Below are 12205 nucleotides of genomic sequence, written 5' to 3'. Positions count from 1 at the left end.
CCCCAGCCCAGCGGCCGCCCCACCGTCGGCTCCACGGAGACGCGTGAAACGCCCGCCGCAGCCCCGGACACCGCGCCTCCCGCGGACGCCACCTCCGCGGAACCGCTCGTCTTCAAGCTCGTGCGCGAGCGGCCGCTCGACCCGAAGCCCTACCGCGGCCTCGTGGACCACTTCGACCAGCGCGGAGACGCCACCCGCTCCGCGCTCATGCGCGAGCTCGCTGACGCGCTGGAGGGCCGAGACGTCTCCGCCCCTCGCGTGCAGCGCGCGCCCCTCACGAATCAGGAGCGCGCCGGCCTGCGCCACCCGGGCCTGCGCACCCCGTCCGGCGAACTGCTCGCGTGCGTGGGCATCGCGCTGTGCCGGCTGTTCCCGTCACCCGCGCGCATCGCCAACACCACGGAGCCCCTGCGCGCATCCTCCGGTCCGGGCGCCGCCGCCGTCCTCGACGCGCTGAACACCGCCGCGCGCCTGTTGGGCGTGCCCCTGCCGGAGCTCGTCGCGGGCGACGACGACACCGCCAACATCACCCCGCTGCACACCACCGCCCCGCGCCTCGTCGTGGGCCGGCTCCTCGTGCAGCAGCCCCCCACCAACGCCGAGCTGCGCTTCCACGCTGGCCGCGCGCTGTTCTCGCTGTCCCCGGACCTGCTCGCCCTGCGCGCCCTGCGCAAGGACCACCTGCTGCGAGCGCTCGCGCTCCTGTCCTCCGTCCTCAAGAACCCCAAGGACGCCGGCGACGACGCCCGCGTGGTGCGCGAATCCCTCTCACCCAAGGCCCTGGAGCGAGCCGCCGTCCTGATGGAGCCCGGCACCCGGGACTTCGACGCGAGCCTGCTCGTCGCCGCCGCGCGAGACTCCGCCAACCGCGCGGGGCTCGTCGCCTGCGGAGGCCCGGGCCCCGCGCTCACCGTGCTCCGGGCCCGCCGCCCCCACGACTCGGAGCTGGAGGAGCTGGTCCGCTTCGCCGCCTCCGAGCGCTACCTCGCCCTGCGAGACCCCACCGAATCCGGCCGGGGCCGCTAAGCGCTTCAGTTCACCAGCAGCCGCAGCGTGAGCGCCAGCATGCGCCCGTTCAGCCCGCCCAGGTCGTGCTGGTACGCCAGGTCCACGCCACCGCCTCCGGGCGACAGGAAGCCCGCGCCCACCGTCACGCGCGACACCCGCTGGAAGCCGTCGTACGTGTAGCCCACGCGCAGCGGAATCGTCTGGTCGACGATGTACTCCGCGCCGGTGTTGTACGTGAACACCGAGGAGTCGCGCGTCTCGAAGTCTCCGCGCATGTCGAACGCCACCACCACCGACGGCCCCACGTAGGCCACGTGCCCGGAGAAGTAGCGCGTCAATTCCACGTTGTCCGTGTCGATGAGGTTGTGCCCGGACACGCCCAGCGACAGCTGCTCGCTCAGCCGGAAGATCAGGCCCGCGTCCATCGTGACGGAGTTGGCGAAGCGCGACTGGCCATTCAACCGCAGGTAGTGCCCCGACAGGCCGATGAGCAGCGACTGCCCCAGGGGCAGCGCCGCGCCCAGCGTGCTGTAGCTCGACTTCGTCCGAGCCCCGCCGCGCCCCAGGGACAGCCAGTGGTAGTCCACGCCCATCGCCAGCCGGCCGCTGCTGGAGTCCGCCAGGCTGATGCCCAGGTAGCCCTCCTTGTTGCGAGGGTCGACCGCGCCCGTGCCTTCAATCCGGTAGGCCGGGAACAGCGCCATCGCCGCCGGATTGCCCAGGAGTGCATCCGCACCCAGGCCCGTGGCCCGGAAGGCGCTGCCCATGCCCAGGGACCGTGCATTCGCGACGTTGCGCAGCTCATCCGCCCTTTCGGTGGTGACGGCGCGGGAGGTGAAGGGGACCAGGAGGAGCGTCAACGACACGACGGCGGCAATGGCACGGAGCGGCATGGCTGGAGGGAATCTATCCGGCTTGCTGGGGTTCTGGGCCACCAATAGATTCCCCGCCCCATGTCCTCCACCGACACGAAGGCAGCGAAGCTCATCCGCAAGTGCGTCATCCCCGCCGCTGGCCTGGGCACCCGTTTCCTCCCGGCCACCAAGGCCGTGCCCAAGGAGATGCTGCCCATCGTCGACACGCCCACCCTCCAGTACATCGTGGAGGAGGCGGTGAAGGCCGGCATGGAGGACGTCGTCGTCATCAACGGCCGCGGCAAGGGCGCCATCGAGGACCACTTCGACATCGCGTTCGAACTGGAGACCACGATGCGCGCGCGCGGCAAGACGGCGGAGGCGGACCGGATGCGCGCCATCGCCAACCTCGCGCGCATCAACAGCGTGCGCCAGAAGGAGCCGCTCGGCCTGGGCCACGCGGTGCTGTGCGCCAGGAGCGTCATCGGCGACGAGCCCTTCGGCGTCCTCCTGGGCGACGACATGATCGACTCGGAGGAGCCGGGCATCGGCCAGCTGGCGCGCGTCTACCAGCAGCACCAGAAGGCCGTCATCGCGCTCATGGAGGTCCCCGAGAGCGAGACGCACATGTACGGCATCGCCGCCGGCAAGGACCTGGGCAACGGCGTCATCCAGATTGAGAACGTGGTGGAGAAGCCCAAGAAGGGCACCGCCCCGTCGAACCTGGCGGTGATTGGCCGCTACGTGCTGCCCCCGTCCATCTTCCCCATCCTGGAGAAGCAGACCACCGGCGTGGGCGGTGAAATCCAGCTCACGGACGGCCTGGCCACGCTGCAGAAGACCGAAGGTCTGCTGGGCTACAAGTTCCAGGGCCAGCGCTACGACGCCGGTGACAAGGTGGGTTACCTCAAGGCGAACATCGCCTATGCGCTCAAGCGCCCCGACCTGCGCGGAGGACTCCTGGAGTACCTGCGCGAGGTCGTCAAGACGGAGAAGCCGTGAAGCGTCTCATCGCCGTATCCGCAGTCCTCGCCTCCCTCACCGCCGGCGCCTACGTGCTGCCCGGCGGCTCCATCCTGCGGCGCATGGCCACCGCGCGGGAGGACAAGCACCTGTCGGCCTTCCGCGTGGAAGGCTCCGTCATCTTCTCCTCCACCGGCGTCCAGGAAGCGGGGGCCGCGCTCAACGTCCCCACGGACCGCCCGGAGCTCCAGGGTGACGGCGTCCTGTCCGTGAAGATTCCGGGCCGCTGCCGCTTCGACGCCAGCTCGCCGGACAGCAGCCTCAAGTCCTCCACGGTGCAGGCCTCCGGCAAGAAGCGCGTGGAGGGCAAGGAGCTTCCCGCCGTCTCCGTGCTGGTGGCCCAGGTGTGCGCCATCCTCGCGCAGGACGCGGGCAGCGTGCAGGACACCAAGCTGGCCCAGGAGGCGTACCTCCAGGGCCTGGGCATCAACACCAAGGTCACGTCGCTGGCGCGCTTTGGCGGCGAGGTGGCCTACGTGCTGGGAGACCCCGCCGAAGGAAAGCCCCAGTTCTGGGTCTACAAGGACGCCTTCCGGCCCGCGCGCGTGCGCTACTCGGACGCGTCCGGGGCGGCCTGGGACGTGCGCTTCCTGGACTACGCGTCCCCGGCCACCGGGGACTGGATGCCCCGCACGGTGGAGGTCTGGAAGGCGGGCCAGCGCGTGGTGCGCTTCACGGCCCTCAAGGCGGACAACCGCTCGGCCGTGCCGGACACGCTCTTCAAGTAGCGCGTTCCGCGCTGAATCGCTTGCGGCGGGCGGGGCTGACGGTGAAAGTCCCGCCCGTTCCAGAACCGGGATTTCCCCGGTTCATGGCGCGGAGGCGATTCGCATGAAGCTCTATGGCAACCCGATGAGCACGTGTACCCGCAAGGTCCTCACCGTCCTGGCGGAGAAGGGCCGCGAGGCCGAGTTCGTCAACATCGACCTGCAGAAGCACGAGCAGAAGACGCCCGCGCACCTGGCCCGCCAGCCCTTTGGCGTGGTGCCCGCGCTGGAGCTGGATGACGGCTTCATCATGTACGAGTCGCGCGCCATCGCCCGCTTCCTGGACCGCACCCTGCCGGGCACGTCGCTGACGCCCGCGGACCCCAAGGCCTACGCGCTGATGGAGCAGTTCATCGGCGTGGAGCAGTCCTACTTCTCCGGCCCGGCGATGAAGATCGTCATGGAGCGCTTCTTCAACACCAACAACGAGGAGAACATCGCCAAGGGCCGTGAAGGTGTGAAGCGTCCGCTGGAGGTGCTGGACGCGGCGCTGGCGAACCGGCCGTTCCTCGCGGGCAATGACTTCACGCTCGCGGAGGTCTGCTTCGCGCCGTACGTGGAGTACCTCTTCGCCGTGGGCGAGAAGGACCTGTTCGCTCCGCACAAGAACGTGAGCGCCTGGTGGGACCGCGTGTCCAACCGGCCGTCCGTGAAGAAGGCCCACGGCCGCTAGCCCGCCCGCACGAGCCCCTTCCTTTCCGCGCCGTTCGCAGGCCCCCGGGCCTCTTCCGAACCCTGCCCCGCAGGGCCGGGAGGGGCCCTTCGTCTTTCCAGCATCAGGGGCCAGCACCAGGGGAATGTCAGACGCCCGGGGCACAGTGGATCCCGGGTGCAGGACGGGCGGGCCGGGGACGTCGAGCGGCAAGAGGGCGGTCATGGAGCAAGAGCACTTCGCGCTGGGTGGTTTTCCGCGGGCACCAGGAGCGACCCCCGCTCGGGGTTCCATTCCGTTGCGGACGCGGCGTACGGAAGTGGGAAGGGAAGTGTCGCAGCGGGAGCACGCCGGTACAGTGCGCCCCGTCGTGAGCGCCACCCCTGCCCAACTTGCCTCTGTCGCCGTGGGCCGTCCCGTGCGCGGGGAGTTCACCTACCTGGTGCCGGAGGCGCTCGCGGGCAACCTCGCCCCGGGCCAGCGCGTGCTCGTGCCCTTCGGCCGGGGCATGGCGCTGGGCTTCTACCTGGGGCCCGCGAACGCGCCGGTGGAGGGCGGCGTGCGGCTCAAGCCCATCCAGCGCGTGCTGGAGGACTCGCCCTCCCTGCCCAAGGACCTCATCGCGCTGCTGCGCTTCACCGCGGAGCACTACCGTTACCCCCTGGGCGAGGTCATCCGCGGCGCGCTGCCGCCGGGCCTCTCCACCGCGGTGGATGAGAAGGAAGCGAAGCCGGACATCCAGTTCTTCGTGGAGGCGCTGGTCGCGGAGGTGCCGCCTCAGCTCGCGCGCGCTCCGGCGCAGGCCGCGGTGCTCCAGTACCTCCTGGCGGTGGGCGGACGCGCGCCGCTGGACGAGGTGACGCACGCCATCCCCGGCGCTCGCGAGACGCTGAAGAAGCTGGCCACGCGCAAGTTCGTGAAGTGGGTGGAGGTGACGCTGCAGCCCGGCGTGCGCGAGGGCCTGGTTCAGAACCGCCCGGACCGCCTCACCCCGGAGCAGGCCCTGGCGGTGAAGGAGCTCCAGGGCGCCGTCGACGTGGGCGGCTTCCAGCCGTACCTCCTGCACGGCGTCACCGGCAGCGGCAAGACGGAGGTGTACCTGCGCGCGGTGGAGCACACGCTCGCGCGCGGCCTGGGCAGCCTGGTGCTGGTGCCGGAAATCGCGCTGACGCCGCAGTTGGTGGGGCGCTTCCGCAGCCGCTTCGGCGGCGACGTGGCGGTGCTGCACTCGGGGCTGAAGGACCGTGAGCGGCTGTTCCACTGGCAGGCCCTGCGCAAGGGCACGGTGAAGATCGCCGTGGGCGTGCGCTCGGCGGTGTTCGCGCCGGTGGAGCACCTGGGGCTCATCGTCGTGGACGAGGAGCACGACCCGTCCTTCAAGCAGGACGAGAAGCTGCGCTACCAGGCGCGCGACCTGGCCGTGGTGCGCGGCAAGCAGGCCGGCGCGGTGGTGGTGCTGGGCTCCGCGACGCCTTCACTGGAGACGCTGCAGAACACGCGCTCCGGCCGCTACAAGCTGATTGAGCTGAAGAACCGCGTGGATGACCGGCCCATGCCCACCATCAACCTGGTGGACCTGCGCGTGGAGCGTCCGCGCGAGGGCCAGGTGACGGAAGAGGCGCCCATCCTGAGCCCGCAGATGCTCCAGGCCATGGAGGAGACGGTGGCCAAGGGGCAGCAGGTCATCCTGTTCCTCAACCGCCGGGGCCACAGCACCATCCTGCTGTGCGAGGTGTGCGGCCTGTCGCTCAAGTGCCACGACTGCGACGTGTGCATGACGCACCACCGCTCGCAGAACCGGGTGGTGTGCCACTACTGCGGTGTGGCCTTCCCGGTGCCGGACCGCTGCCGCGAGTGCACGGGCCCGCTGCTCAAGCTCGGCATCGGCACGGAGCGCGTGGAGGCGGAGGTCCTGGAGCGGATGCCGCACGCACGCGTGGCGCGGCTGGACCGCGACTCGGCGACGAGCGCGGAGAAGCTGACGGAGCTGCTGGCGTCCTTCGCTCGGCGTGAAATCGACGTGCTGGTGGGCACGCAGATGGTGGCCAAGGGGCACGACTTCCCCGGCGTGACGCTGGTGTGCGTGGTGATGGCGGACACGTCCCTGGCGATTCCGGATTTCCGGGCCGCCGAGCGGACCTTCCACCTGTTGACCCAGGTGGCGGGGCGCGCGGGGCGCGGGAAGGACCCGGGGCGGGTGCTGGTGCAGACCTACAACCCGGACGCGGAGCCGGTGAAGCGGATGCTGGCGCACGACTTCGACGGGTTCTCCAAGCAGGAACTGGAGTGGCGCAAGGCGCTGGCGTACCCACCCTTCGCGCGCATGGCGGCCGTCCGGCTGGAGGGCGAGCATCCCGAGCAGACGGCGGGGGTGGCGCGCTTCCTGGGGAACCTGGTGGGCCGGCACATGCCGCCAGCGTCGGCGGGGGTGCGCCTGCTGGGGCCGGCCCTGGCGCCCATTGCCCGAATCCGGGGCAAGACGCGCTGGCAGTTGCTCCTGAAGGCGCCGACGCATGCGGCGCTCGCCCCATTGCTCGCCCGGTTGGAGGCGGCGTTGGCGGATGTACCGAATGGAGTGAAGGTCGTCATCGACGTGGATCCCGGGGCCATGCTGTAGACTCCCGGGCTCCCCCATGGGCGCCTCGGTCCTCCTCGTACACGACGACATCGCCACCATCGCCGCCGTCCGGCGATTGCTGTCCCGCGAAGGGCACGAGGTCATCCTCGCGACCTCCGCCGCGGACGCGCTCATCGCGTTCGGCCATCACCTGCCGGAGCTCATCGTGCTCGCGCCGGGCGTGGAGAGCGGCCGCGGGCGCGTGGTGCTGGAGGAGCTGGTGGTGCACCCGGACGGCCACAAGGCCCGGGTGCTGCTGCTGAGTGAGGCCATCGAGGGCTTCAGCGCGCCGGTGGCGCCGCTGCCCCTGGACGGTCCCAGCTTCGTGACGTTGGTGGACACGTTGATCCGCGCGCCCGCGGAGGCGGACGCCTGGCGCGTGGTGGAGAACCGGACGCTGGGGGAGCCGGCGAAGGGGAGCGCTCCGGCGGACGAGGCGTGGCATGTGACGGCGCCGCGCTCGGTGGGCGGGGACCCGGCGCTGGCCAACGCGCTGTTCGGGGACCTGGCGCCGCTGAACCAGACGGACTGGGAAGTGGCGGCGATGACGCGCGAGGAGCGCAGCGCGCACGCGGTGACCCAGCAGCGCGAGCGCAGCACCCAGCTGGCGATGAACGCCGCGCTGGAGCAGGCGCACCTGGAGGTGGAGACGGAGTCGATTTCGTCCATCGACTCCGCGCTGTCGGTGGGCACGAAGTCGGAGTGGAGCGGGGCGGCGGAGGAGGGGGACTCCGGTGAGGCGTGGGGCGAGGAGGATCCGGACGCGAACGTCGGCTCGGAATGGGACGCGGAGCCGCCGGACGCGGAAGAGGGCCGTTCACCGGAGGCGCGCTCCACGCTGCGCTTCCCGTTCCCGAACGAGGAGGGCGCGGAAGAGGCGCCCGCGGAGGGCCAGCTCGCGTTCCGTGAGGAGCACCTCACGCCGCCGGGACTGAGGCCGGTGAAGCCCGCGCCGAAGCTGGGGGACGAGGGGTTCTTCGACGTCGACTCGGACGAGGACAGCGGGGCGGCGAAGGCCGAGGAGCCGGAGGGCTCGGCGCCGCTGGCGTGGAAGGAGCTGGAGCCGGATCCGGAGCTGGAGGCGGCGCGTCCGTCACCGGGCGGAGTGGAGGACCCCGACGAGACGGACTTCGGTTCGGTCGCGGACGACGTGGCGGCGGAGGAGCGGGCCACTGCGGCGGCGCAGGACGACGCACCGTCGGAGCCGACCGAGGAGGAGCTGGCGGCGGCGGGCCTGTCGAACTGGGATGTGCTGGAGGCGGACCTCAAGGCCTCCGCTGATGCCCGCGAGCAGGAGGACTCCTCCGCCGACGCGAAGCCGGTGGGGTCGGACTGGTTCGATTCCGAGACGGTCGACGACACGAAGGAGGAGGCGTCCAAGCCCCTCCAGTGGACGGAGCCCGCGGCCCGAACGAGTGGGGACGACGCGAAGCCGGGCAAGGCGGCGTCGGGTCCGGAAGAGTCCAAGGCGTCGCGGGATGCCGGGACGTCGGACAGCGCCACGCCGCGAGCGAACACCGAGCGGCCACTGCGCGTCGCGGCCCGTGTGCCGCTGCGCTCGTCGGGCAAGAGCAGCGCGGGCGTCGTGGCGACCGTCGGTGTTGCGTCCGCGAACCCGAGCGATGGGGCAGGCACGAGCGGCACCTCCACGCGCGCGGGCAACGAATCCGCAGTGGGTGACGCGGCGGGAACGGGAGGTAGCGCCGAGGGGCTGAGCGACAAGCCCGGAGCGGGTGAGGCGGCAAGGGCCGGCCACACCTCCGCGCATCCGGGCGACGGTGCCGAGGATGCAGGCAGTGCCTCGTCGCGAGCGGAGAGCACGAGCGCCCGGCTGGAAGTCCAGGCGCCGTCGTCACCGCTGATGGTGCCCGGAGGACTCCAGCGGGCGAACAAGACGCGCACGCAGGAGCAGGAATCCCCCGCGTCATCGCGCACGGACGCGGCCGAGCCATCATCGGATCTCGTCGCGGAGCTGGAATCGCTGCGCGAGGAACTCGCGCTGGCCCACGCCGCCATCGAGGAGGCGGAGGCCCGAGCCGCCGACGCGGAAGCCCTGGCCGAATCGGAGCAGTCGCTCCGCGTCGAGCTGGAAGAGCGCATCGCGAGCGAAGAGCGAGCACGCGAAGACGCGAGGCTCGAAGCGGATGCGGAGGTGGTGGCCCGGAGCGCGGTGGAGGTACGCGCCGAAGCAGAGGTCCACGCCCGAGCCCGAGCCGAATCCCTGTTGAAGCAGGCCTCCGAGGCACACGAAGCCTCCGAGGTCCGGGCCGTGTCCGCGACGCAGGCCCTCGCGGAGGTCGAAGCAAGGCTCGCCTCCGAGGCCGCCGGTCGCGTGGACGCGGAAGCCCGGGCGGACGCCGAGGAGCGCGCCCGCCGCGAAGCCGAAGCCATCGCGGAGATGGCCCGGCTGGAGCTCGCCGAGCTCGAGAAGCGCCTCGCCACGGAGGTCCAGGCGCGCGAGGAGGCCGAGCTCCGGGCCCGCCAGGAAGCCCAGACGCGCGAGGAAGCCGAAGCCCGCGCCGAGCTGGAGCAGTCCGCGCGCGCGGACGTGGAAGCGCGGCTGGAAGCCGAGTCCAAGGCTCGCGAAGACGCGCGCCAGCGAGCAGAGGCCGAATCCGAGCAGGCACATAGCCAGAACGACGAAGGGGCCGCGCTCCGAGCGGACCTGGAGGCCCGGCGTGCCGAAGCGGAAGCCAGGGCCGAAGCGGAGGCAAAGGCCCGCACGGCCGCCGAAGCGAAGGTGAAGCACTCCGCGCAAGCGCTCTCCCTGGTGGAGGTGCGAGCACATCAGCTGGCCCAGTCGCTGAACGAGTCCGAAGCGAAGGCGAAGCAGTCCGCGCAGGCGCTGGCGCAGGTGGAAGCCAGGGCGCAGCAACTCGCGCAGGTGCTGCTCCAGGGCGAAGCCAAGGCAAAACAGTCCGCGCAGGCCGTGAGCCAGGCCGAAAGCCGCGCCACGCAAGCGGAAGAAGCCCTCGCCGCCGCCGAAGCGGCGAGGCAGCAGAACGAGGCGCAATTCGCGGAGACGCTGAGCCAGGCCAACGCCCGGATGGAGCAGCTCAAGCAGGCCCGCCAGCGAGCCGAAGCCAAGGCCGCCGAAGCCGAAGCCCGCGAAGCACAGCTCAACGCTGGAGCGAAGAAGAGCGCCGAGCTGTTGAAGCAGGCGCGAGCTGAAGCAGAGGCCCGTGCGGAGCAACTCCAGCATCTCCAATCCGACTCCAGGACCCAGGCAGAGCAATTCGCACAGGCCCAGGCGCGCATCGAGCAGCTCACCCAGGCGAACACCGAAGCCCAGGCGCGCATCGAGCAGCTCACCCAATCGCTCACCGAAGCGGATGCCCGCATCGAACAGCTGACGCAGAAGCACGCGGATGCCGAGACGCGCATTGAACAGCTGACCCAGGAGCGCACCGAAGCCGAGGCGCGCATTGAACAGCTGACGCAGAAGCACGCCGAAGCCGAAACCCGCATCGAGCAACTGACACAGGCGCGCGCCGAGGCAGATGCCCGGGCGGAACAGCTCACCCAGGCACGCGCCGAAACGGACGCCCGAGCGGAACAGCTCACGCAGGCCCAGACCGAAGCACAGGCCCGCATCGAACAGCTCACGCAGGAACTGGCCCAGGCCAGGTCCCGCGCCGAGCAGTCCACGCACGCCGACGAAGCCGCACAGGCCCGCGTGGCCCAGGCCGAACTGGCCCGCGCCGAAGCAGAAGCCACCGCCGAACAACAACTCCAGGCCCGCACCGCCGCGGAGGCCCGAGCCCTCCAGGCCGAGCAGAAGGCCACCGAAGCCACCGCCAAGGCCACGTCCGAAGGACGTCTGCGCACCGTGCTGGAAGTCCGCCTCGACTCCGAGGCCCGCGCACGCCAGGCCCTCGAAGCCCGCATCGAAACCGAATCCCAGGCCCGCACCGCCGCGGAATCCCAGCTCGCCGCCGAAACCCAGGCCCGCGCCGAAGCCGAAGCCCGGGCCCGCGCTGAAGCCACGGACCTGACCCAGGCCCGGGACACGCTGCAAGCCCAGCTCGACCAGCTCCGCGAAGAGCTCACCCGCGAGCGCGAAACGCGCACCCGGCTCGAAGCCGAAGCCGTCGAACAGCGCCTCCAGGCCGAGCGCGAGCGCGAAGCCCTCGAAGCCCGCGCACTGCGCGACGCCGAAGAGGCCGCGGCCCAGGCCCGGGCCACCATCATCCCCCTCGAGTCGCCCGGCCGCCCGGAGATGGCGGTCTCCCGCAGCGGCAGCCTCACGCAGGAAGGCCTCGCGCGCCTCATCCTGCGGCTGTGCGACGCGCGCATGGAGGTCCGCCTGGAGCTCAAGGTGATGAACGCCTTGCGCGTCCTCTGGCTGCGCGACGGAGCCCTCGTCGGCGCCGCGTCCTCCGCGCAGGGCGAATCCCTCATCGACCGCGCCCGAGCGGACGGCCTCATCGACGCGCGACAGGAAGCCGAGCTGCGGCTCGTGCGCAGCGCCACCACCGGCACGCTGCTGGAGGCCCTGCGCGGACGCGGCTACGTGCGCGAAGCCGAGTCCGTCCCGCTGGTCCAGCGCTACACCGAACAGGTCTTCCTGGACGCGCTCTCGGAGCCCTCCACGCTCTACCGCCTGGTGCCGGAGCCCGCGCCCCACGAGGTCGCGCTCGCCGCCGCCACGCGCCCGCCGCTGCACCTGCTCGCGGAAGGGCTGCGCAACACGCTCACCGCCGAATCGCTCCTGGACGCCGCCGGCTCCCTGCGAGCCACGGTCGCCCGAGGCGACGCGCACATGGCCCCCGCGGACTTCGGCCTCTCCGCCCGCGAGCTCCAGCTCCTCCAGTCCGTGGACGGCGAGCGCACCCTGGAGGCACTGCTCCTGGGCGCGGGCCTGCCGCAGGACGGCGCGCTCAAGACGCTCGCGGTGGCGCGGGCGCTGGGCCTCATCGCGCTGCATCCACCGTCGGAGGACGCCCAGGGCGACCTGCCGCCGGAGCTGGACGTGCACCGCCTGGAGGCCAAGTTCGAGGAGATCCAGGACGCGGACTACTTCACCGTGTTGGGGCTCGCACGCTCGGCCGGCAGCGAGGAGGTCAAGCGGGCCTACGCGCTGCTCGCCGCCGAGTTCCACCCGCTGCGCTTCGCCGGCCATCCGGACCCCGCGCTCCAGCACCGCGCGCAGCAGATCCGCGCGGTGTTGACCGAGGCCGCCCGGGCGTTGGGAGACGACCGCCTGCGGGGCGAGTACGCCCGTAATCTGCTCGACTGATGCCCGGTGGAACGGTTGCCCGTCGCGGTCCGGAGGGGTTAAGAG

General features: G+C 71.4%; 6 protein-coding genes and 1 pseudogene. 6 read left to right on the top strand and 1 reads right to left on the bottom strand.

What is annotated here, in order from left to right; genetic code table 11:
- Window positions 1-1026, top strand: a pseudogene (locus D7X96_RS39885) (hypothetical protein); the annotation flags it as partial.
- Between the two features lie 5 nt (window positions 1027-1031).
- Here D7X96_RS39885 and D7X96_RS04710 read toward each other — a convergent pair.
- Window positions 1032-1901 carry a PorV/PorQ family protein gene (locus tag D7X96_RS04710; RefSeq protein WP_233609989.1) on the bottom strand — a complete coding sequence of 290 codons (870 nt, stop codon included), beginning with the start codon at window positions 1899-1901 and terminating at the stop codon, window positions 1032-1034.
- Between the two features lie 60 nt (window positions 1902-1961).
- On the opposite strand from D7X96_RS04710, the gene galU reads away from it, so the two are divergent.
- The 5 genes from galU to D7X96_RS04685 all read left to right on the top strand — a co-directional run bounded on the left by galU (window position 1962) and on the right by D7X96_RS04685 (window position 12160).
- Entirely contained in the window at window positions 1962-2864 is a 903-nt protein-coding gene (gene galU, locus D7X96_RS04705; protein WP_120550469.1) for a UTP--glucose-1-phosphate uridylyltransferase GalU, read from the top strand.
- Window positions 2861-3613, top strand: a complete 753-nt coding sequence (locus D7X96_RS04700) for a hypothetical protein (protein ID WP_120550468.1) — start codon at window positions 2861-2863, stop codon at window positions 3611-3613. The genes galU and D7X96_RS04700 overlap by 4 nt, the downstream gene beginning before the upstream one ends.
- 103 nt (window positions 3614-3716) lie before the next feature.
- A complete protein-coding gene (locus D7X96_RS04695) occupies window positions 3717-4325 on the top strand; it encodes a glutathione S-transferase family protein (RefSeq protein WP_120550467.1) in 609 nt (202 codons plus the stop codon).
- Between the two features lie 202 nt (window positions 4326-4527).
- Entirely contained in the window at window positions 4528-6921 is a 2394-nt protein-coding gene (priA, locus tag D7X96_RS04690) for a replication restart helicase PriA (RefSeq protein WP_121724098.1), read from the top strand.
- Window positions 6922-6937: 16 nt separating this feature from the next.
- Window positions 6938-12160, top strand: coding sequence for a response regulator (locus D7X96_RS04685; RefSeq protein WP_121769081.1), 5223 nt, complete (start codon window positions 6938-6940; stop codon window positions 12158-12160).
- Window positions 12161-12205: the final 45 nt, after the last annotated feature.

This window comes from Corallococcus interemptor (genome assembly GCF_003668875.1).
Classification (GTDB): domain Bacteria; phylum Myxococcota; class Myxococcia; order Myxococcales; family Myxococcaceae; genus Corallococcus; species Corallococcus interemptor.
Note: the sequence above shows the minus strand (reverse complement) of the source record. Positions and strands in the feature narration are given on the sequence as shown.